The organism is Acetobacter senegalensis, assembly GCF_001499615.1.
GTDB classification, from domain to species: domain Bacteria; phylum Pseudomonadota; class Alphaproteobacteria; order Acetobacterales; family Acetobacteraceae; genus Acetobacter; species Acetobacter senegalensis.
In genome coordinates, this window is record NZ_LN606600.1 from 2,100,490 (window position 1) to 2,121,006 (window position 20,517).

The 20,517-nt window shown below is 52.8% G+C and carries 18 protein-coding genes and 1 pseudogene; 14 read left to right on the forward strand and 5 right to left on the reverse strand.

Annotation, left to right across the window (positions count from 1 at the left end):
* Window positions 1–17: 17 nt before the first annotated feature.
* The 3 genes and pseudogenes from ASN_RS09645 to ASN_RS20465 form a co-directional block, all read right to left on the reverse strand.
* The gene (locus tag ASN_RS09645) at window positions 18–755 is read right to left on the reverse strand and encodes a DUF72 domain-containing protein (protein ID WP_058988046.1); all 738 of its coding nucleotides are present in this window, start codon (window positions 753–755) and stop codon (window positions 18–20) included.
* A 998-nt stretch (window positions 756–1,753) separates the two neighbouring features.
* Window positions 1,754–2,722 (reverse strand): aminotransferase-like domain-containing protein, encoded by a 969-nt coding sequence (locus ASN_RS09655; RefSeq protein WP_330937335.1) that lies wholly within the window; start codon window positions 2,720–2,722, stop codon window positions 1,754–1,756.
* 246 nt (window positions 2,723–2,968) lie between these two features.
* Window positions 2,969–3,154: pseudogene (locus tag ASN_RS20465) on the reverse strand (GntR family transcriptional regulator); the annotation flags it as partial.
* Window positions 3,155–3,280: 126 nt separating this feature from the next.
* Here ASN_RS20465 and ASN_RS09660 point away from each other — a divergent pair.
* The 5 genes from ASN_RS09660 (at window position 3,281) to ASN_RS09680 (ending at window position 9,069) form a co-directional block, all read left to right on the forward strand.
* Window positions 3,281–4,630, forward strand: a complete 1,350-nt coding sequence (locus tag ASN_RS09660) for an omega-aminotransferase AptA (RefSeq protein WP_039903797.1) — start codon at window positions 3,281–3,283, stop codon at window positions 4,628–4,630.
* Between the two features lie 38 nt (window positions 4,631–4,668).
* Window positions 4,669–5,061 (forward strand): tautomerase family protein, encoded by a 393-nt coding sequence (locus tag ASN_RS09665; RefSeq protein WP_058988049.1) that lies wholly within the window; start codon window positions 4,669–4,671, stop codon window positions 5,059–5,061.
* Window positions 5,062–5,169: 108 nt separating this feature from the next.
* Window positions 5,170–5,631 (forward strand): (2Fe-2S)-binding protein, encoded by a 462-nt coding sequence (locus ASN_RS09670; RefSeq protein WP_058988050.1) that lies wholly within the window; start codon window positions 5,170–5,172, stop codon window positions 5,629–5,631.
* On the forward strand, window positions 5,624–7,828 hold the full coding sequence (locus ASN_RS09675) for a xanthine dehydrogenase family protein molybdopterin-binding subunit (protein WP_231948164.1): 2,205 nt from the start codon (window positions 5,624–5,626) through the stop codon (window positions 7,826–7,828). The genes ASN_RS09670 and ASN_RS09675 overlap by 8 nt, the downstream gene beginning before the upstream one ends.
* Window positions 7,825–9,069 carry a cytochrome c gene (locus ASN_RS09680; RefSeq protein ID WP_058988051.1) on the forward strand — a complete coding sequence of 415 codons (1,245 nt, stop codon included), beginning with the start codon at window positions 7,825–7,827 and terminating at the stop codon, window positions 9,067–9,069. Before ASN_RS09675 ends, ASN_RS09680 begins: the two co-directional genes overlap by 4 nt.
* Here the strand turns inward: ASN_RS09680 and ASN_RS09685 are convergent.
* Complete coding sequence (locus tag ASN_RS09685; RefSeq protein ID WP_006558035.1) at window positions 9,059–9,601, reverse strand: cupin domain-containing protein; 543 nt, start codon at window positions 9,599–9,601, stop codon at window positions 9,059–9,061. The two genes, ASN_RS09680 and ASN_RS09685, sit on opposite strands and share 11 nt — an antisense overlap.
* 417 nt (window positions 9,602–10,018) lie before the next feature.
* Between ASN_RS09685 and ASN_RS09690 the strand changes: the two genes are divergently transcribed.
* The 9 genes from ASN_RS09690 (at window position 10,019) to ASN_RS09730 (ending at window position 19,859) form a co-directional block, all read left to right on the forward strand.
* Window positions 10,019–12,508, forward strand: coding sequence for a TonB-dependent receptor (locus tag ASN_RS09690; protein ID WP_231948165.1), 2,490 nt, complete (start codon window positions 10,019–10,021; stop codon window positions 12,506–12,508).
* A 46-nt stretch (window positions 12,509–12,554) separates the two neighbouring features.
* Window positions 12,555–14,537 (forward strand): NAD(P)-binding protein, encoded by a 1,983-nt coding sequence (locus tag ASN_RS09695; protein WP_058988052.1) that lies wholly within the window; start codon window positions 12,555–12,557, stop codon window positions 14,535–14,537.
* Between the two features lie 2 nt (window positions 14,538–14,539).
* Window positions 14,540–15,919 (forward strand): amino acid permease, encoded by a 1,380-nt coding sequence (locus ASN_RS09700; protein WP_082666638.1) that lies wholly within the window; start codon window positions 14,540–14,542, stop codon window positions 15,917–15,919.
* A gap of 68 nt (window positions 15,920–15,987) precedes the next feature.
* A complete protein-coding gene (locus tag ASN_RS09705) occupies window positions 15,988–17,193 on the forward strand; it encodes an amine dehydrogenase large subunit (RefSeq protein ID WP_058989267.1) in 1,206 nt (401 codons plus the stop codon).
* 2 nt (window positions 17,194–17,195) lie between these two features.
* Entirely contained in the window at window positions 17,196–17,714 is a 519-nt protein-coding gene (locus ASN_RS09710; RefSeq protein WP_058988053.1) for a MauE/DoxX family redox-associated membrane protein, read from the forward strand.
* Window positions 17,714–18,307, forward strand: coding sequence for a redoxin family protein (locus ASN_RS09715; protein WP_058988054.1), 594 nt, complete (start codon window positions 17,714–17,716; stop codon window positions 18,305–18,307). The genes ASN_RS09710 and ASN_RS09715 overlap by 1 nt, the downstream gene beginning before the upstream one ends.
* Window positions 18,294–18,905 (forward strand): methylamine dehydrogenase (amicyanin) small subunit, encoded by a 612-nt coding sequence (mauA, locus tag ASN_RS09720; RefSeq protein ID WP_058988055.1) that lies wholly within the window; start codon window positions 18,294–18,296, stop codon window positions 18,903–18,905. The genes ASN_RS09715 and mauA overlap by 14 nt, the downstream gene beginning before the upstream one ends.
* Window positions 18,902–19,378, forward strand: coding sequence for a c-type cytochrome (locus ASN_RS09725; RefSeq protein WP_006558027.1), 477 nt, complete (start codon window positions 18,902–18,904; stop codon window positions 19,376–19,378). Before mauA ends, ASN_RS09725 begins: the two co-directional genes overlap by 4 nt.
* Complete coding sequence (locus tag ASN_RS09730) at window positions 19,356–19,859, forward strand: c-type cytochrome (RefSeq protein ID WP_231948166.1); 504 nt, start codon at window positions 19,356–19,358, stop codon at window positions 19,857–19,859. The genes ASN_RS09725 and ASN_RS09730 overlap by 23 nt, the downstream gene beginning before the upstream one ends.
* Here ASN_RS09730 and ASN_RS09735 read toward each other — a convergent pair.
* Complete coding sequence (locus tag ASN_RS09735) at window positions 19,856–20,455, reverse strand: thioredoxin domain-containing protein (protein WP_058988057.1); 600 nt, start codon at window positions 20,453–20,455, stop codon at window positions 19,856–19,858. The two genes, ASN_RS09730 and ASN_RS09735, sit on opposite strands and share 4 nt — an antisense overlap.
* Window positions 20,456–20,517 lie beyond the last annotated feature (62 nt).

Genomic DNA, 20,517 nt, shown 5'->3' on the forward strand with positions numbered 1-20,517 from the left:
GGGGCACGTTGAAGCGCTCAGTTTTTACTTCGCTCCAAGGCCGCAGCAAGCTCAAGGGCATTCTGGGTGGCAGCACCAAAGGTCGTATTGTCGTAAATCATCCAGACCTCCCTGCCCAGTGCCGTGAAAGACGCAACAGTTTTTGCCTGCGCTGCAATGGCCTCTTTGCCATAGGTGGATTCATAAATGCGTGGCGAGCCATGAAGGCGGAAATATGCAAGACTTTGCCATCCTCCGGGATGGGCGGCTGCAGATATTGGTTTGGCCGGATCTGCAGCTACCCGTGAGACCTGTTGTCTCCCCAACATATGGTCAACCTCAGGGACGAACCAACTTGCATGTCTGGGCTCTAGTACAATCGGTCCGGGAAACAGGTTTTTCAATTCTTCAAGAAAGCGTTCTGCAATATCGCCGGGATAAGAAAAACTTGGAGGAAGCTGTACCAAGATGGGGCCTCGTTTGTCGCCAAGGCCGCTTGTCTCCTCGGCGAATTTTTCAATGAGGGGCTGGCAATCGACGAGGCGTCGGTCATGCGTAATGGCTCTGGGGAGTTTGAGGGAGAACTGAAAAGAAGGCGGCACGCTTGCTGCCCAGCGCTCATATGTCGTGCGGCGATGTGGCCGATAGAAGCTGCTGTTGATCTCAACACAGGAAAGCCGTGTGGCATAGCGCTGCAAGTGTGTTCCGGTGGACGGGAACTGTTCAGCCAGCGCAGAGGGGATCGACAAGCCAGCGACGCCAATGCGGATGGACATGAGCGAATTCTTTCGTAACGGCCATGGATGAGCGCACATTGTGCAACGCTAACCCAAAGAGTGAAAGGGATACCACTCTCGTGATGCTCAGAAAAAGTTTGCGTTCTGTATTGCGAAGTAGGAAGCCTAGAGCAAGTCTCTTTGGGTATTGATGTCAAATTTATCCATCTCGACGAATGGTGGCATGGTGTTATCTGCTATGAAAACTCACAGTCTCCTTGTTGGCTGCCTGCCTTATGTTTATCGCTTTGGTCTATTTATATAATCTTGCCCAACAGGTGGATTAAGAACAGCTGACGGTAGAATGGACAAAATATACATTCCATTATTGTTCTGAAATTCGTTAGTTTTTTCAGGGTGATTGGCTGATTATGGGATATCACTGGGAAATATTCAGAACTCTCTGTTGCTTGGGTTGAGAGACGGACATGCGTTAGACGAACGGGAAGAGTGCCTGTCGATGAAAACAGTTTTCGTCTTTCAGAGTGTCATGCTGCTCCTATTGACCGCGAGGTAGTCTCGATCAAGCTGGTAAAAGATCTAATTGAGAGGTTTTGTGGCGGAAAGCCTGCGGAAAATCATGAAGGGCAGGTTATCGTTGATTAGATACTCGGTTTGTTCATCAGACTGGCGTTGATGATCCGGTTTATCCGAGTCTTGAATATCAGAGCCACATCAAAAGAAAGAGGGCTAACTTTACTTTCGTTCAACTACTCCAAGATTTTTTCTAATTTTCGACGAATATATCAAACTCTACGCTTCAGGAAACGCTTCAAGTTGGCCACCCGGACCGCTCAGGTGGGTAAGCCTATCATCAACGTCATAGAAATCGGGCTTTTTTAGTCCATTCTCTCATTCCATTACAGTCGAGAAGAATAGAATCGTACCTCAAAAGTCAACGCGAGATGTTTTTAGAATTGTCCATTTTTGAGGCTTGGATTTAAAAGGTATCTTCTCTGTAAGGGGTGTGGATGGATCATACAAAAAACTTATATTTATTAAATATTATTTTCTTGTTTCAGGAAATCGTAAAGGCGTGGTTCGTTTGTGTGTGTCACATTGAAACGAAACCATTGTGAATCGGATCGTTCTGGGCGGAATAAATGGCCGGGGGCGAGCATGATATCTTTTGTTGCGGCGCGCTCAGAAACAGATTGTGCATGAACGTTTTTTTCAAAACGTGCCCAGATAAATAATCCGCCCATAGGCCGAAGATAGACTTTCATGCCAGCATCTTGCAAAGAGCGGTAGACGATCTTCTGTGTTTGGAACAGCCTCTCTCGTAAATCAGTTAGGTGGAGGCCATATTGACCACTTTGGATAATACCATGCACCAGCGTTTCATTCAGGCCTGCGGTGGTTAAGCCAGCAGCCATTTTGTAACGCAGAATGCGTTTTCCAATTTCTGGAGGGCAAGCCAGATATCCAACCCGTAAGCCAGGTCCGATGGTTTTCGAAAAACTGCCAATATGAATAATGTTCTGTAGCTTGTCGTAACGTGCGTGACAGGGCTGGCTTTCTGGGGTGAGGTCAAGAAAGATATTGTCTTCTACCATTGTAATGCCATGCTTGACGGCAAGGGCATGAATGGCCGCTACATTTTCTGCGGAAGCACAACCGCCGGTAGGATTGTGCAGGACGGACGTTGTTATAAAAAGCCGAGGCTGATGCTTTTTGATTGCCCTTTCGAACAGAGAAGGGCAAGGGCCTGTCGCCGTGCGGCCGATCCCTATTGCGGTTAGCCCAAGACTTTGAAGAAGAGGGTAAAGGTTGCAGTAACCAGGGTCATCCACCAGTACGGTGTCGCCCGGCTGTGCGAAAGCCCGCAATGTCAGTTCCAGAGCCTGACTGGCACCGTGTGTGAGAATGATGCCGTCTTCACTGCATGGGATATCACGGCGGGCCAGCAAGCGCTTGATGGCACGCCTCAGGGAGAGGGAGCCATACGGACTGCCATAATCGACCATGGAAGCAAGGTTCTGGCTTTGTGCCAGATTTGTCAGCTCACGCTTGACTGCACTTGTAAATATATAAGGTGGTGCCAACCAGCCGCACCCAGCTTTTATAATGGGAGCATTGTCTTCAAACACATGCTGAAGCAGCCAGAGCGAATTGACCGGCGGACGTGGGGAGGTAACGAGTGTTACGGGTTTTACATAGTATCCCCCTCTGTCACGTGCTTCCAGTAGGCCGGAGGAAACAAGCTTGCTGTAGGCATTGGCGACCGTAACAGGACTGACACCGCAAAGTGAAGCCATACGCCTGACAGACGGTATCCGTTGTTCCGCCGGGAAATGACCATTCTGGATATGCGTTTTAACGGCATCAACCAGTTGAGACACAAGCGGGATCGGTAAATGCGGGTCCAGTCTCACAGGAGGGAAAGCCGTATCGATCATAAATCATCAGTACAGTTTCTGGGAAAAAGCTGCAACTGTACATAGCCGAACGGGCAAAAGCCTATTACGGTTTGTTACCGAAGGCGTCTGTGCCGTTGATAGTTGATACAGTAGGAACCGTTCCCTATGTCGAAAATGACAGCAAACTTTGATCCGGTTGTGACTGCGGAGAAAGGGACTTACTGGCAGCCCTTCACGGCTAACCGGGCATTGCGGGCCAATCCGGCCCCCCGTACGATGGTTTCCGCTAAAGGAGCCTATTATCAGACGCTCGAAGGCCATAAGGTGTTTGATACATTGTCTGGCCTGTGGTGCACCCCTCTGGGGCATGCGCATCCGCTGATTGGAGAGGCACTTCAGAAGCAGTTCGAGAAACTGGATTTTGCTCCCAGTTTCCAGCTAACCCACTCGGGAGCCCTCTCTCTGGCGCAACGTATCGCTGACATGGCTCCGGAAGGCATGAACCATGTGTTCTTCGCTAATTCTGGTTCCGAAGCGGTGGATACAGCGCTGAAGGTGGCTTTGGGCTATCATCGTATCAAGGGAGCCGGAAACCGTTTCCGCATGATTGGGCGTGAACGCGGCTATCACGGTGTTGGCTTTGGCGGAATGTCTGTTGGGGGGATCCTGTCCAACCGCAAGATGTTCGCTGCAGGCATGATGCCGGGCGTGGACCATCTGCGCCATACGTATGATCCCAAGCACATGGCGTTTACCCGTGGTCAGCCCACATGGGGCGCGGATCGGGCAGAAGATCTCGAACGGCTTGTAACGCTTCATGACGCCTCTACCATTGCCGCCGTGATTGTTGAGCCGGTGCAGGGGTCAACTGGCGTGATTGTGCCGCCGGTGGGGTATCTGCAGCGCTTGCGGGAGATTTGCACGCAGCATGGTATTCTGCTGATCTTTGATGAAGTGATTACCGGCTTCGGGCGTATGGGGGCCCCGTTTGCATCCCAACGGTTTGACGTGAAGCCGGATATCATTACCTTTGCCAAAGCCATTACCAATGGCATTGTGCCCATGGGCGGTGTTATTGTTACGGACGAAATCTACAACACCTTCATGACCGGACCGCAGAACGCCATTGAGTTCTGCCATGGCTATACCTATTCCGGCCATCCGCTGGCGGCGGCAGTAGGCCATGTGGTGCTGGACATCATGGAAAGTGAAGGTCTGTTTGAACGGGTCAAGGCTCTGGAGCCCGTTCTGGAAGACGCTGCACATAGCCTGAAAGGAACGCCCCAGATTGCAGATATCCGGAACATTGGTCTGACGGCAGCGGTAGAACTGAAACCCGCTGAAGCTGGAGCTGGTGTGCGCGGGGCGGCCGTGTTTGAGGAAGCCTTGAAACAGGGACTGCTGCTGCGGGTGACGGGCGATATCATCTCTTTCGGGCCTCCCTTCATCTCGACTGAAGAGGAGTTGAAGACCATGATGAGCACACTCGGTAAAGTTATAGAAAGCGTAGGATAATCTTTCTCTTTTTCATCTTGATATAAGGATGCTTTGTTATGCCTTTTCTCCATTTCCATATTGTCAAAGGTAGCCGTAACGCAGCAGAAATCCGCGCTCTGCTGGATTCTGCGCATGCTGCCATGCTTGAATCCTTTAAAGTGCCTGCGCGAGACCGGTACCAACTGGTTTCCGAGCATGACAAAACGCATATGATTATAGAAGATACGGGCCTGGACATTCCGCGCACAGACAAGGTTGTTCTGTTGCAGGTTGTTTCACGCCCACGTTCCAAAGAACAGATTACGGAGTTTTACCGTCTTCTTGCAGAAAAGCTTGAAAAGGACTGCGGCCTTGCTCCCGCTGATCTGATGGTTTCCATCGTGCAGAATTCCGATGAACATTGGAGTTTTGGCTTGGGGCGTGCCCAGTTTCTGACGGGTGATCTCTGACCCTGACGATCAGCGACCCTGCAGAATTAAAAATGGCATGGTCGCTTTCTATACGCGTTATTATGTTTGCCGGACACAGCATAAGCACCATAGCAAGGGCGCGGCTATATGAGTTTTGATCTCCATATCAATGGTGCGGCGCAGACGGTTGATGTGCCATCTGATATGCCTTTGCTATGGGTTTTGCGTGATATTCTGGGTCTTACAGGCACCAAATACGGATGCGGTGTGGCCCAGTGTGGGGCCTGTACAGTGCATCTGGATGGTGCCCCGGTTCGGTCCTGCCTTTTGACGGTTGCAGCAGCAGCCGGCCATTCCATTACGACAATCGAAGCTATCGAACAGACTGAAGCTGGTGCAAAAGTGCAGCAGGCATGGCTGGATGAAGAAGTCATCCAGTGCGGATATTGTCAGTCTGGCCAGATTATGGCGGCAACAGCCCTTTTGCAGAATAATCCGCATCCAACTGACGCCGATATAGATGATGCCATGGCGGGCAATATCTGCCGTTGTGGAACATATGTGCGTATCCGCAAGGCAATCCATAGGGCGGCGTCTCAGGATGCGTAAATGGAACCGCACGCAAGGCGAGGGGCTTTCATTCCCGACCCGGCGGGCCCTTTTGGGTAGCGTGCTGGCGGGCGGGGGTAGCTTTCTGCTGTCAGCATTTGTCCCGGGGTTGCCGCTTATCAGGGCTTCAAAAGCGCAGGATGCTGTAACAGGGATTGTTTTTAGTCCTAACGCTTTTATCCGCATCACCTCGCAGGGGTCGGTCACTCTGATCATGCGGCATGCCGAGATGGGGCAGGGCATCTATACCGGTATTTCCATGTTGCTGGCGGAAGAACTGGAAGTGGGACTGGATCAGGTCAGTGTAGAAGCCGCCCCCGCTGATCCCGCTTACGTGGATAGTGTTGCCGGCGAGGAAGAGACCGGTGGTTCTTCTTCCACCCGTGATAGCTGGGTGCCGTTGCGTGAAGCTGGGGCTGCGGCCCGCATGATGCTGATTGCGGCGGCGGCAGAACAATGGGGTGTGCCGGCGTCTGCCTGCACAGCACGGCACGGCACTGTTTTTCATCAGGCAAGCGGGCGAAGCACGTCTTACGGAGCCCTTGCTGAGGCCGCGGCGCGTCAGCCGGTTCCTAAAAAAATCACGCTGAAGTCACCGACGGATTTTACGGTGATTGGAACAAGTCCGCGCCGGTTGGATACAAAAGCCAAAACAAACGGGAGCGCCCGGTTTGGTATAGATGTGCAAATACCGGGCATGAAAATTGGGTGCATTAAAGCGTGCCCGGTTAAAGGAGGTCACTTAACCGGCTATAATCGGGCCGCCGCCCTGGCGGTTCCCGGCGTGGAGGATGTTCTGACACTTCCTGACGCCATTGCGGTGATCGCCAGCCATATGTGGGCCGCCCTCAAAGGTCAGGAAGCTGCTGCCCCGGCGTGGGATTATGGTCCCAATGCCCATATTGCGACGACCGATATTGTTGCACGTATGAAAGCGGCATCAGAACAGTCAGGCGTAACGGCGTTGAAAACCGGAAATGCCGAAGAGGCGTTGAAACGTGCCCATACGCGCATCGAGGCCGTTTATGAACTTCCGTTTCTTGCTCATGCCGCATTGGAGCCCATCAATACCACGTTGCACATAAGGCCAGACGGGGCAGATGTCTGGGTAGGAACCCAGGTTCCCGGACGGGCGAGGCAGGAAGTGGCGGATGCAACGGGTCTCCCGCCTGAAAGTATTGCTGTCCATAACCATTTGATAGGAGGCGGTTTCGGGCGCAGGCTTGATTCCAATTCGATCGGTCAGGCCGCACGCTTTGCCAAACAGGTGTCCTACCCTGTCAAACTGATATGGACCCGCGAGGAAGATATTACGCAGGACCAGTTCCGCCCTTATTATTATGATCGGATTTCTGCCGGGCTTGCCGCAGATGGCACGATAAGCGGCTGGCATCATCGTACAACAGGGTCTGCTGTCACCGCGCGATGGTACCCGGAAGGGATGCAGAACGGTCTGGATCCGGATGCGGTGGAAGGGGCTGCTCAGACCCCGTATGCCATGGCGGATCAGCTTGTGGAGTTTGTCAGGGATGAACCGGATGCTGTCACAACGCTCTGGTGGCGCGGTGTTGGCCCCACACATAATGTGTTTGTTGTTGAAAGCATGATTGATGAACTTGCCCACACTTCCGGGCAGGATCCTCTGGCGTTGCGGAAAAAGCTGGCGGCGCATCAGCCACGGGCCATAAAAGTGCTGGATGAAGTTGCCAAACAGTCTGGGTGGGGCAGGGCGCTCCCGGTTGGGCATGGATTGGGAATAGCCCTGCATTATTCATTTCAGACCTGGGCCGCAACGGTGCTTGAAGTGGCTGTCGAGAAAAGCGGACAAATCCGACTGATCCGTGTGGATAGCGCTGTTGATTGTGGGCCGATTGTCTTTCCTGATGGTGTTGTGGCGCAGATACAGGGAGGGCTGATTTTTGGCCTGACCATGGCGCTTTATAACGAAATAACTTTAAAAAATGGACAGGTAGAGCAGAGTAATTTCCATAATTATCGTATGATGCGTCTTAATGAGGCTCCTGATATCCGTGTGCACCTTGTGCCTGACCCTGATGCCGAAATTGGCGGGATTGGGGAGGTTGGAACGGTAGCCGCCGCGCCAGCACTGGCGAATGCTCTGTTTGCGGCAACAGGAAAACGCTTGCGGCGTATTCCCTTTGCAAAACAGTTCAGTAAGCTGGATGCAGCGCTATGATATTCCGCTTGAAAGGCTGGATGACAGGGGCCGCTTCTGTCTTGGGCTGCATGTTTTATTGTGCGGCTTTTGCGCAAGGAAATGCTCCTGATGCGCATAGCGCAGGCGCAGAGCGTATCAAGCAGGGAGAGTATCTGTTTCGGGCCGCTGATTGTGCTGCTTGCCATGCAGAACCGGGCGGTACAAAGCTGACGGGAGGGAGAGCATTCACTCTCCCGTTTGGAAGCATCTTTGCCGTAAATATCACGCCAGATAAGAAAACTGGTATTGGCGATTATACAGATGAAGAATGGCTGAAAATGCTTCGCTCAGGTGTCGGGCGCGGGGGAAAGCATCTGTATCCTGTCATGCCCTATACGGCCTATACGCTGATGAGCGATGAAGATGCTCTTGCAATCAAGGCCTATCTGTTCAGTTTGCGCCCGGAGCATGCTGCTCCACCCAGGAACCAGCTTAGCTTTCCCTTTAATCAGCGATGGAGCATGATCTTCTGGAACTGGTTGAATAATCCGGACAAACGTTTCAAGCCTGTGTCGGGAAAATCGGCTGAATGGAACCGGGGAGCCTACCTAACGGAAGCGTTAGGGCATTGCAGTCAGTGTCATACGCCACGCACTTTGACGTACGGTCTGAGCAGCAAAGCGTATGCGGGCACAGTGCAAATGGGGTGGCGGGCCTATAACCTGACATCCGACCCCAACCATGGTCTGGGCGGTTGGACAGATGAGCAACTGAAATCTTATCTGACGACGGGTAAGGCGAGCGGTAAAGGCCCTGCCTCTGGCCCGATGGCAGAAGCAGTAGAGCACGGGCTCCGCTATATGACACCGGAAGATATTACCGCGATTGTTGTCTATTTGCGCAGTCTAGCCCCCATAGCAGAAGGGCCTGTTGTGCAAAGTAGTCTGAAGGTGCAGGACAAGACCCGGACCGAGACGGAAAGCCGCGGACAAATGCTTTTTGTGCAGGCATGTGCCGGCTGTCATCTGCCAGATGGGCGGGGTCGGCAGTCGGAGTGGGCCGCTTTGGCAGGGGCTCATAGTCTGTCAGATCCTGAAGCCCTTAATCTGATTCAGGTTCTGCGTGAGGGCACATCCCTTGAAACGGTACAGGGCCGGGTGTTTATGCCGGGTTTCACAAAAACCTATACAGCGGAAGAGCTTGCCGCCATAGCAACTTACGTTACGGCCCATTTTGGGGGCAGTAACGTTGCAGTAAAACCATCTGTCTTCAAAAACTAGGTGGTGTGGCTGCGCTGACAATGTGACACGGTTCCGTGCCAATATTACGGAAGCGATGAGGAAGGTTGCTATCAAAATAGTAAGCATCTCCCGGGCCCAGAATTTCACGCTGGTCCCCCACGGTAACCTCTATTTCTCCGCTGATGATAACACCGCCCTCTTCTCCTGTGTGGCGGAGCATGGTTTTTCCTGTATCCGTGCGGGGGGCGTAAACTTCATTCAGTATCTGCAGGGCGCGGCCGTTCAGGTTTGTGCCAATCTGGCGGTAGGAAATGCCCCTGCCGCCGATTTCTCTCAGCTCTGAGGCACGATAGAAGAGCTTGCGTTCCTCGTTATGTTCAAACGCGAAAAATTCCGACAAATTCATTGGAAGTGAGTTGACGATCTGGCGCAGCAGCCCGACCGAAGGGTTGATGGCGTTTGATTCGATAAGGGAAATTGTGCCATTGGCAACACCACAGCGCCTTGCCAGTTCACGCTGAGACAACCCCCTTTGCATGCGCAAGGCATAGAGCGTACCCCCAACATCCATGATTCCCGCCTTTCCTGTCGTGTATATTTTTTAATCGTAATGAAAGACTCTGCCTGATGGCAAGGTGGCGGATGTGTGCAGATTTGCATCAAGGCTGACAAAATTCTGTTTGAAGTGTTTTTTATATTGAACACTCTGGAGCCCAATGGATGAGGGCTGCGGGGTGTAAAAAAGACAACAAAACTGTTGCGATTTGGCATTGTTATTTATATTATCATGAAAATGAAACGTTTTCTGGGAGTGATAAGGGGTAAGTTAAAGCATCCAGCCTGTTTGGTATGTGTGCAATAGCATGCATGATGGGCGCTTTTGTGAGGAACTCGCGTGAGTTTCTTTCTTCATGACCTCGACTCTTTTGAACGCAAGTAGCGTTTTTAACCTTTGCCGCATCTGATATTCAAAGTGGAAGAAACACACGTGAGCAGAAAAACAAAATCAGCGGCTTTCACCGTTGCCTGCCGCAAACTGCCGTTGCGATGCGCTTTGTCATTCTCAACGTTGATACTTCCTGCACTGCTCTCTCCAGAGTCGGCGAAGGCTGCACCAGATGATGTGGCTTCTCCCAAAACTCCCGTTAACCACCATGCGCCGCGTCCTACACAAAGCCTGCATGTGGCTCCCGGTTCCCGACATGCGGGCACACGGGCGCCAGCGCGTTCAACGGCTAGAACCGTTCCTGCTGCGCGGCACCATCAGGGCCCGGTGCAAGGGGGGAGTGAAGCCGTTGAAGTCAGTTCCCATCGCAGTGTTTCGCGCGGGGCGGATAACGTTGTTTCCAAAGCTGTCATGGAACAGTTTACGCCCGGCACTTCGGTGTTGAAATCGGCTGATCGTCTGCCGGGTGTCAGTTTCAGTTCTACAGACCCTCTTGGTATCGATTTGTGGGGGTCCAGCATTTATGTGCGTGGCTTCTTTATGGATCAGCTAGGCGTAACGCTGGATGGTATTCCGCTGAATGATCAGACCTATGAAAGCAATAACGGCCTGAATATCATCCAGGCTGCCATTTCTGATGATATTGACCGCAGCATTATCTCCGAAGGTCCGGGCGGTGTGGCTGTGCCCTCCACGTCCACGCTGGGCGGAACAATGCAGTTCGAGACCGGAGATCCCAAAGATCAACTGGGGGGTAAGGTTTCTCAGGGTTTTGGTAGCTATAGCTCCTTCCGCACCTATGCTCGCTTGGATAGTGGGAAGCTGAACAGCACGGGCACCAAGTTCATGACTGCCTATTCACGCTCGGATGAGGGGATGTGGGCCGGAGGCGGTTCTCAGTTCCAGCAGCAGGTGGACGCCAAGCTGGTGCAGCCCATTGGGCATGAAAGTGTCATGAAGGCTTTCTTCAACTGGAGTGATCTGGCGGAGTGGGGCTACTGGGATACTTCTTTGGCTATGTTGAATGGGCTTGGCTGGCGCACCCCGCATCTTTATCCCAATTACGCAAAAGCCTATAATTATGCGGCTGGAAATATTTCTTTGCCGACCACTGATGCCATTGAGGAGAATGGGGACGAACCATACCTGTATGACGGTGGTCAGCATGAAACCAATTACACCGGGGGGCTGAATTTCGATCTTGCCCTGACAGACAGACTGCGCTGGCGGTCCACTCTCTACGGTACCAGCCAGACAGGGTATTATACTTATGCCGATACCTCTACGCCTTCTGCTGATACAGAAGCACCATTTTCTGAGGAAGTCTGGCAGAACAGGCAGGAGCGTTATGGCTTTACCACGAGCTTCTTGTACAAAATCGCCAACCACAATATTGATGCCGGCGTATGGTATGAAAACAACAACCAGGAAGCAGGGTTGTTCTGGTACAATGAACCAACTCTAGGGGAAGGTGCTCCTCTTAAAACGGTTGGTCCGTACAACACATATGGTAAAGCGTTCCAGCAGGGCTACGGCTTTAACTGGAGAACAAACAATTTTGCCTTCCATCTACAGGATACGTGGCGTCCTATCGAAAATCTGCGCGTAACAGCGGGCTTTAAATCTGTTCTGGCAACCACAGCCGGAGGGGCAACTTACAACAATCCTGACTATACGGGGGTGGATGCTCTTCCCAATGGCAGCATGACAGCATCAAGCGCTTTTTTGCCGCATGTGGGGGCTAGCTATCATTTTCTCCAGCATCATGAATTCTATTTTGATCTGGCGGAAAACATGCGGACTTATCAGGTTCTGCCAAATGGCGTAGGGAACTCCCCCTGGTCTGTGCAGGATCAGGATGCTTTCAGAAAACTTCAGCATAGCGTCTCGCCAGAAAAAGACTGGGTCTATGCTGTAGGGTATCGCTATACAGATAAACTGGTGCAGGCCAGCCTGGCCGGATACCATGCAGATGCCCGAAACCGGCTTCAGGCCGCAACGGAAGGCACTATTCTTGCTCCCGTTTCCACGGTTGTTCCCACAACAGTGCATACAAACGGGGTTGATGCCGCTGTTACGCTTACTCCTATCAAGGGATTGGCGATCTATAATAGTGTCAGCTACAACCATTCAACATATGGCGGAAATATTACAACTTCTGATGGTATATACTATACCAAGGGAAAGAAGATCGTAAACTTCCCGCAGTTTATGTATAAAGCCAATCTGTCTTATCGGTGGAAAGGGTTGGAAACCCACTTTGACGTTCATTACTACTCAAAGCGTTACTACAGCTACGTGAATGATACTTCGGTGCCCGGTTACTGGCTGGCAAGCACTGGCGCACGCTACAATTTTGGGAAGGTTGGGTTTGCCAAAAACCTTTCTGTAGATTTCAATGTCTATAACCTGTTCAACTCGAAATATATTTCCATGATGGGGCAGAACGGTAACCCAATGTCTGGAGATTATCAGTCGCTTGAACGAGGGGCTGTTCGTGAATTCTTTGGGACAGTAAGCGCAGAATTCTAAACCGATCGTGAAGCCATCCCATCAGCAGAATAATGATAGGTCTGATATGCGGCACCGCATTACACGTCGCGATTTTGTTGGAGGGATGCTGGTTTCCACCGGCCTGAGTGCTTTTGCCACTCTGCCATCAGCTTCCGCTCAGGCTTCTTCTTCTGATCACTTCGTGTCCCCGCCGTTACGTACTGGCATGCGGGGCAGTCATCCTGGCGCATTTGAAGCGGCCCACGCCCTAAGAGACGGCACTCTTCAGGAAAAAGAGATCAAAGACACGGGAGAAGTGTATGATCTTATTGTTGTCGGGGGAGGACTGAGTGGGCTTTCAGCAGCACATTTCTTTCAAAAATATGCAGGTGCAGACAAAACTGTTCTGATTATCGAAAATCATGATGATTTTGGCGGGCATGCAAAAAGAAATCAGTTTTCCGTTAACGGACATGATCTGGTTCTGAATGGTGGAACGCTGGAAATGGAATCACCACAGCGATACAACCAGTGGGCATCCATGATCCTGTCTGACATTGGCGTGGATATAGAAGCCTATAAAAAAGAAAATACGAAGACAGGAAAAACGTACGAAGATATGGGCCTGCAAGCGGGCCTGTTTTTTAATCAGGAAGGCTGGCAACGCGATTATCTTATGCGCAAAAGCCAGAATCAGGCGGAAGATCACTGGCGTTTTCTGTCTGCCTCTGCCTTGAAAGCGGCACCACTTACGGACAAGGCGCGTGAAGATCTGATCAGGCTTGTGAACTTCAAACAGCCTGATTATCTGGCAGGAAAAAGCCTTTCTGAAAAAAAGAAGCTGCTCGCGACCAAATCCTACAAAGAGTATCTTCTGAATGTTGCCAACATAGATCCTGCGGCTGCTGCCATATTTCAGAAGGCCGCAGCCGGGGTGTTTTGCGTGGGTGCCGATGCATTGCCTGCTCTTTTTGCATGGGCAATGGGGTATCCTGGTTTTTCGGGGTTGGGGTTGGGCGAACTGCCTGAAGGTCTGCTGTCGGATTTACAGGGCGGCCAGCATGGTCGCCAGAAAGATTCAGAAGAAACAGTGCATTTTCCGGATGGTAATGCAACGCTTGCACGTCTTCTGGTGGCGCATCTCGTGCCAGAGTCAACAAAGGCTCGCTCTCAGGATGATATGGGTCTTGCCAGCTTTGATTACACAAAGCTTGATCAACCGGGAGAACCAGTTCGCATCAGGTTAGGCACGCTTGCGCTGAATATTGCGCATGATGGTACGCCAGAAACGGCCGAGACAGTCTCGGTATTGTGCGCACCTGCAGGAGAAGAAGCGCCACGGCGAATCAGCAAGGTGCGGGGCAAGCAGGTCGTGCTGGCCTGCTGGAATATGATCATCCCTTATATGGTGCCCACTCTTCCTGCTGCGCAGAAAGAAGCTCTTGCGTATGCAGTCAAAGGGCCGATCGCTTATGTTAATGTCGCGGTGAAAAATTGGCGAGCTTTCAAGAAGCTGGGGATTTCAGAAATTTCCTGTCCAGGGATGTTTTTTGAGGATGTGCAGCTTGCCGAGCCAGCCTCTCTGGGTGGGCTGAAAGCCCCCACTGACCCGGAAAAACCCATTGTGGTCCGTATGATCAAAACATTTGGCATGCCGGGCCTGTCTAAACGGGATCAGCATCGGGCTGGACGCAGTGTTTTGCTGGGTCTGACTTTTGAACAGTTTGAACATGAAATACGCCAGCAGTTGCAGCGTATTCTCGGCCCCGGTGGTTTTGATGCCGACCGCGATATTGCGGCCATTACGGTTAATCGCTGGCCGCATGGTTATGCCTACACCTATAATAGCCTGTATGATCCTCTGGACTGGGTTTTCACGGAAACGTCTGATCGGCCCTGCGTAAAAGCCCGGCAACCCTTTGGCCGCATTGCCATTGCAAATTCGGATGCCGGAGCCAGCCCTCATACAGATGCGGCATTTGAGCAGGCTCACCGTGCTGTTGTGGAACTGCTGGAGCGGCAGACTTTCCCGTTCGTCTCTGCTGCGCCTGGGGCGAGTACTCTGTGACTATGTTTGTTCCAGAGGCTTCTCGCCACAAGGCGCATCGTTCTGAAAACCTCCCTGGCGCACTTCATGCGCCAGCACCCGCACTGGCCAAGAGTTTGCGTCCGCGGCACATCACCATGATTTCTCTTGGTGGTGTTATTGGGGCTGGGCTTTTCATCGGGTCTTCAGGTGCTATTCTGACGGCAGGGCCAAGTGTCCTGATCTCTTACGTTTTATCCGGGTTGATTGTTTTTCTGGTGAACATCATGCTGCGGGATATTGCGCTGCATGCACCGGGCCATGGATCTTTTGTAAACCAGATTCACTTTGCCTTGGGTCCTTTATCCGGATTTGTGGCCGGATGGGTTTACTGGATTGTGTGGGTGACCACTCTTGGTGTGGAGGTCATTGCCTCAGCATCCCTTCTGGCACCGTATGTTCCGTTGCCTTACGCTTTGATCGAGATACTCATTCTTGCCGTGATGACAGCCATTAATCTGCTCTCTGTCAAAAACTATGGAGAGTTTGAATACTGGTTTGCCATGATCAAGGTCGCGGCAATTTGTTCCTTTGTTGTCATCGGTTGCCTACTGCTGGGAAATCGGCCCGTAACCGTGGCGCAGAATGTGTTCGGGCATGGCGGTTTGATGCCCATGGGCGTTTTTGCTTTTCTGGCAGCCATTCCAACGGTCCTGTTTTCCATGACAGGCAGTGAAATTGCGACCATTGCGGCCTTGGAATCTGATAATCCGGACCGAAATATCGCGCGTATCACCCGTACGGTCGCTCTGCGGCTTCTGGCGTTTTATCTGACATCCATCGTGTTAATTCTGTGTTTGATACCATGGTCGGATAACATTCGGGGCTTTTCGCCTTTTTTGATGGTTTTGACCCGTTTCCATGTTCCGTATGCCAGCATGATCATGACCGGTGTGATCTTGTCGGCAACGCTTTCCACCCTGAATTCCGGGTTATACGCCACCTCTCGCGTCGTCTATGAGATGGCGTGCAGGGGAGACGCTCCCCGCGTTCTGCAAGCCATGTCTCCTCAGGCGCACCTTCCGCGCCGTGCTGTGCTGGCCAGTTCTGCTGTCGCGCTTCTGATCTCTGCAACAGCCATATTCTCTCCGGGCGTCATGTTTGCTTTTCTGGTTGCCACAACCGGAACTTTCATTATGTTCTATAATGTAATGATTGTTTGCGCCCGTCTGCGTTTATACCGGTTGTCTGCATGGAAAGGCTGGCTGGCCATCACTCTGCTGCTTGGGGTTCTGCTGTCCATGCTGATGACGCCGGAAACGCGGCATGAGCTGGCTGCCGGGTCAATCGCGCTGATTCTGATTACCGTCGGGGGCTGGATAAAACTTCATCGGAGTATCCATGCATCCGATGGTGGAGCATGACGTTTTTATTTTACCTGCGCAGCCTTGCTGTGTCTTCATCTGGCCTATCAGGCAAGGAGTTTGACTTTATGCACTGTTTTCCCGCTCTTCGCTCCGGTACTGCGGCTCTTGTGCTGGGCATGATGGCACTTGGTGCGTTCTCGGTCACTTCAGTCAAGGCATGGGCGGATGAACCTGTGGTGCAGGAGGAAGAAAGCGATATCATCAAGCTTTCTCCTGTTACCCCGCATCGCATTCTTGTGCAGGACACAGTAGGCACCCATGCCAAGGATGGCCGGGTTTATGTGGTGGATGCGGATCAGGGCAAATTGCTGGGCATGGTCCAGGCCGCCTATAATGGCAACGTCGTGCAGGACCCCAGGGGGCGCGCATTTTACGTGGCTGAAACAGTATGGTCGCGGGGTAACCGCGGAGACCGCCTTGATCTGCTGCCCGCCTATGACCCCCAGACACTCACCATCACCAATGATGAAGTTCTGCCGGGCAGGGCGCTGGTTACGCCCAAAAAGAATAATCTTGTCATTAATCAGGATGGCAGCCGCGTCTATATTTTTTCAATGGTGCCGACAAATGCGGTGCACGTCATTGACACAGCAGCCCACAAGGTCAGCCAGACGGTCGATTTGCCCGGGTGTGCTCTGGCCTACCCGTGGGGGAATGATGGGTTCACGTCTATCTGTGCCGATGGTGGTCTTGCCAATGTCAGCCTGAAGGATGGCAAGGCGAGCGTCACGCACACCAAACCATTCTTTGACCCTGAAAAAGATGCCGTTTTTGAACATAGTCCCACTCGTCGTTCAGATGGCAAAACGTGGTTTATCTCCTATAGCGGGCTGGTTTACCCCACGGCTCTTTCGACAGACAGCACGGTTGAGCCTGCCTGGTCCATTCAGGAAGCTGCGGGCCTGAAAAAAGCCCCGGCTGCCGAAGCGCCTTTTGCCAAGACGTGGCGTCCCGGCGGCTGGCAGCTTTCTGCTCTGCATTATGCCAGCGGACATCTGTTTGTGCTGATGCATCAGGGAACATTCTGGACACACAAAAAAGCGGGAACGGAAGTATGGGAACTGGATACAGCCACGCATAAACTTGTGCGGCGTATTCCTCTGCCTGCCCCGGCCACCATGGTAGGGGTGACGCAGGATGATAAACCGCTTCTGTTTACTAATGATGATGAAGGTGACCTGTTTATCTGGGATATGAAAACCGGCAAGCAGATGAAAAAAATGCCGCATCTGGGTGATGATCTGTACTTTACGGTCGCGCTGGGTGAATGAGGATGCAGAGCCTTCCTTTACAGGTTCTGGGCGCGGTAGGGAGTGGCGCTTTTGGTGCGCTGTTCCTGTTCACCGGCATTGGAAAGGCTACGGATATTTCCCGTTTTGCGTCAGATATTGCCGCCTATCGTCTGCTACCGCTTGATGCTGCTTTTCCTGCGGCCTATGGCATTATTGCTGTGGAAACAGCGTTGGGTGTCTGGCTTTTTTCAGGCTTTGCCGCGTTTCTTGCCGGTGTGATATCCGCGCTTCTTCTGCTGGTGTTCGCTACAGCCATGGGCATTAACGTCTGGCGCGGTCGTACACATCTTGCCTGTGGATGTATTCCCGGTATTGATGCCCGGCTTTCGTGGAACTCTGTTTTTCGCAATGCTGCTCTGGCGTTTCTGGTTTTTCTTGTTGGCCTTTGTGGCCAGCCGGGTTCTTTTTTCCTGTGCGTGGAAGGGCTGCTTGTTGGCGTTACCATGCTGCTTCTTTCAGTTGCCACGGTGTCTCTCCTGAAGCGTGAGGCCGGGATCTGATGATGACTGTTCTCATCGTTTCCACTGTGCTGTTAACGGTCTGTGTGCTTGCATTAAGCGTAGGGGTGTTTGTGCTGGCGCGTCAGATCGGGGTGTTGCATGAACGGCTGGCACCTATTGGCGTGCAGCCTGTTCTTGCCGGTTTGCAGGCCGGTCAGGCATTGCCCCAGATTACGGCGCGTACGCTGGACGGTGCGGCTGTTTCTGTTGGTGGCTTCAATCCTTCCGGCCGCGCCATGGTGTTGATGTTTGTTTCGGCAGACTGCCCCGTTTGCAAGAGAACATTGCCTACCGCCCAGTCTGTGGCGAAGGAACACGATCTTGATCTGGTCCTGATAGGAGAGGGGGATGTTGCTGCTCTTTCCGCCATGGCCAGTCGTACTTCTCTGGATGGTGTGCCTTTGTTGCTCAGCACCGAGTTGCTGCTGCTCATGCAGATTGAACGTTTGCCCACATTGGTGGCGTTGGATGCCCGAGGCGTGATAACCGCGCGGGAAATTGCCAGCAGTCGCCGCGAAATTGAAGCTTTGGTTGCCACGCTGCCCCCGGTGCGTCAGGCCCTAACGGAGGAGTCTCTTCATGTCGCAGTCTGATGCATTTTCGCGCCACAAGGCGCGTTCAGAAAAAGAAGATACGGGCCGCAGTCTGCTTGACCGTGCGGTAGAGCGTCTGACGCGCCATGTTGCCAGCCGGAGTTCGCGCCGTAGTCTGCTTGGGCGGGCAGGAGCTTGGGTGACATTTGGCGCGCTGGTACCAACCTTGCCGGTTGAACGTGCTTCTGCCGCTACACCAGCCAAGCCTCAGCCAGCAAAGTTCAAGGCCCCCACACCGTTTGCAGCCAATGCGCAGACGAAAGACCCCACTGCCTGTAATTATTGGCGCTATTGCGCGATTGACGGGTTCCTGTGTGCGTCTTGCGGCGGTGGGGTTCATAGTTGTCCACCGGGCACAAGTCCGTCTCCAACCTCATGGATTGGCACCTGCTTCAACCCGGGAGATGGACAGTCCTATCTGGTTGCTTATCGGGATTGCTGCGGGCAGGACGCGTGTAGCCAGCCCATGTGCCTTGGTAGTGAGGGAGATCAGCCCAGTTATCGCCCTCAGGCCAATAACGATATCATCTGGTGTTTCGGAACAGGTGCGTTAATTTACAACTGTTCCACGTCAGTCATTGTTGGGAACGCATCATGATCAAAAAAGGCTTATTTCTTTTCGCTGGTGCAGCGGCTTCCGTTCTGGGGGTAATGGCAGGATCAGCCCATGCTGCGTCTGACGGCGCTGCGGTCTATAATACTAATTGTTCGGTCTGCCATCAGGCGGCCGGGGCAGGGATGCCTGGCCAGTTTCCTGTTCTCAAAAACCGGATTGATAAAATTGCGTCCAGCCCGGAAGGGAAAACCTATCTGGCGGATGTGGTATTGAATGGTCTTCACGGCCCCATTCAGGCGGGCGGCGTCACCTATGCGGGCTTCATGCCGTCCCTGAAAGCCTTGTCAGATGACGATATTGCTGCGGTGCTGACCTATGTGGCTTCCTTGAGCGACAGCAAACCCAGCCCGACCATTACGGCTGACGAGGTAAAAGCCGCCCGGGCGACCCCCAAGAAGAGTTCAGAGATCCAGGCTGAACGGAACGCCTTGAATGCCGCGCATCCCATTCCATAAGATGGCTGCCGCTTGCAGATTTCTGCCTGCAAAGGGAAAAAAATGGCTGGCAGGGGCTGCGTTTGCGGCTCTGGTGTGTGGGGGAAGTCCCTGTGTATCAGACGCTGCCCTGTTGGATCACGCGACCACAAACTATCTGACCCATTGCGGAGGGTGTCACGGGATTGAAGGGGCCTCTCCGCGCACTTTTGTCCCGCTATTGCGGGACCATGTAGGCACATTTGACTGCTCTGCTGAAGGCAGAGCCTATCTTGTGCGGGTGCCGGGTGTGTCCATGTCCCTTATTCGGGATGATCAGGAACTGGCGGATGTCATGAACTTTGTGCTGTTCCGGTTGGGTAGAAGCAGCACACCCGCAGGAGCCAAACCGTTTACTGCGCAAGAGGTTCATACATTGCGGGCACAGCCCCTTACCACCACAGACCTGTTGAAGCTACGGGCAGAGGTTCTTTCTCGCGCTGCTGCGCAGTGCCCGCGTTAAGAGGGCGATAGCGCATGCGGGTTGGCTTCCAGAAAAGACTGAATGGAGGCATGGCCTGTTTCCGTTACGGCCAGCAAACTTTCCAGATGCTCCCGGTTGTTGACCAGCCCCCGGGCTTCCACCGTTCCATCCGGCCCAAGCAGGACGGCAAATGGCACACGGTCTACACCCAGCAACCGGCCTACCGTTGCGCTATTGACCATCTGGTGCGTTGCAATGTGCAGGGTGTGCAACGCGGCTTCCTGAGCCTGGGGCGTATCGTCACCCACAAAAAGCAGATCCAGATTTTCCCGGTAGCAGAAATCCTGCGTGATAGGAGCCATTTTCCGGGAAACGGGACAGTCGCCCGAAACAAACAGCAGAAGCTGCTTTCTGCCGTTCCCTCTTGGTCCGCCAATTACGCTCGTTTGGCCGCCCAATGTTGTCAGATGCTGCGCATCCAGCCTGTTTACGGCAGGCTGCGTGGGAGCCAGCGCGCCCAGAGGAGCGATTTTGCGATAAAGGGCTTTTATGCGTTCCAGCAACAGCAGGGTTACCGCCGTTGTCAGCAAAATCGCAATCCAGAGCATTCCCTGCGCGAGCATCAGAGCCGTCATGATCTGTCAGTCCTTGTCATTTATATGACTATCGCAACAAATTACCTGATGGTCGATACCAA

What these genes read in the sequence shown, in the direction of transcription:
- ASN_RS09695 (WP_058988052.1), top strand. Translation starts at nt 12,555, where the DNA reads ATGCGGCACCGCATTACACGTCGCGATTTTGTTGGAGGGATGCTGGTT.
- ASN_RS09670 (WP_058988050.1), top strand. Translation starts at nt 5,170, where the DNA reads ATGAGTTTTGATCTCCATATCAATGGTGCGGCGCAGACGGTTGATGTG.
- ASN_RS09705 (WP_058989267.1), top strand. Translation starts at nt 15,988, where the DNA reads ATGCACTGTTTTCCCGCTCTTCGCTCCGGTACTGCGGCTCTTGTGCTG.
- ASN_RS09660 (WP_039903797.1), top strand. Translation starts at nt 3,281, where the DNA reads ATGTCGAAAATGACAGCAAACTTTGATCCGGTTGTGACTGCGGAGAAA.
- ASN_RS09735 (WP_058988057.1), bottom strand. Translation starts at nt 20,455, where the DNA reads ATGACGGCTCTGATGCTCGCGCAGGGAATGCTCTGGATTGCGATTTTG.
- ASN_RS09645 (WP_058988046.1), bottom strand. Translation starts at nt 755, where the DNA reads ATGTCCATCCGCATTGGCGTCGCTGGCTTGTCGATCCCCTCTGCGCTG.
- ASN_RS09700 (WP_082666638.1), top strand. Translation starts at nt 14,540, where the DNA reads ATGTTTGTTCCAGAGGCTTCTCGCCACAAGGCGCATCGTTCTGAAAAC.
- mauA (WP_058988055.1), top strand. Translation starts at nt 18,294, where the DNA reads ATGTCGCAGTCTGATGCATTTTCGCGCCACAAGGCGCGTTCAGAAAAA.
- ASN_RS09725 (WP_006558027.1), top strand. Translation starts at nt 18,902, where the DNA reads ATGATCAAAAAAGGCTTATTTCTTTTCGCTGGTGCAGCGGCTTCCGTT.
- ASN_RS09685 (WP_006558035.1), bottom strand. Translation starts at nt 9,601, where the DNA reads ATGGATGTTGGGGGTACGCTCTATGCCTTGCGCATGCAAAGGGGGTTG.
- ASN_RS09665 (WP_058988049.1), top strand. Translation starts at nt 4,669, where the DNA reads ATGCCTTTTCTCCATTTCCATATTGTCAAAGGTAGCCGTAACGCAGCA.
- ASN_RS09675 (WP_231948164.1), top strand. Translation starts at nt 5,624, where the DNA reads ATGCGTAAATGGAACCGCACGCAAGGCGAGGGGCTTTCATTCCCGACC.
- ASN_RS09655 (WP_330937335.1), bottom strand. Translation starts at nt 2,722, where the DNA reads ATGGTCGATTATGGCAGTCCGTATGGCTCCCTCTCCCTGAGGCGTGCC.
- ASN_RS09710 (WP_058988053.1), top strand. Translation starts at nt 17,196, where the DNA reads ATGCAGAGCCTTCCTTTACAGGTTCTGGGCGCGGTAGGGAGTGGCGCT.
- ASN_RS09715 (WP_058988054.1), top strand. Translation starts at nt 17,714, where the DNA reads ATGATGACTGTTCTCATCGTTTCCACTGTGCTGTTAACGGTCTGTGTG.
- ASN_RS09680 (WP_058988051.1), top strand. Translation starts at nt 7,825, where the DNA reads ATGATATTCCGCTTGAAAGGCTGGATGACAGGGGCCGCTTCTGTCTTG.
- ASN_RS09730 (WP_231948166.1), top strand. Translation starts at nt 19,356, where the DNA reads ATGCCGCGCATCCCATTCCATAAGATGGCTGCCGCTTGCAGATTTCTG.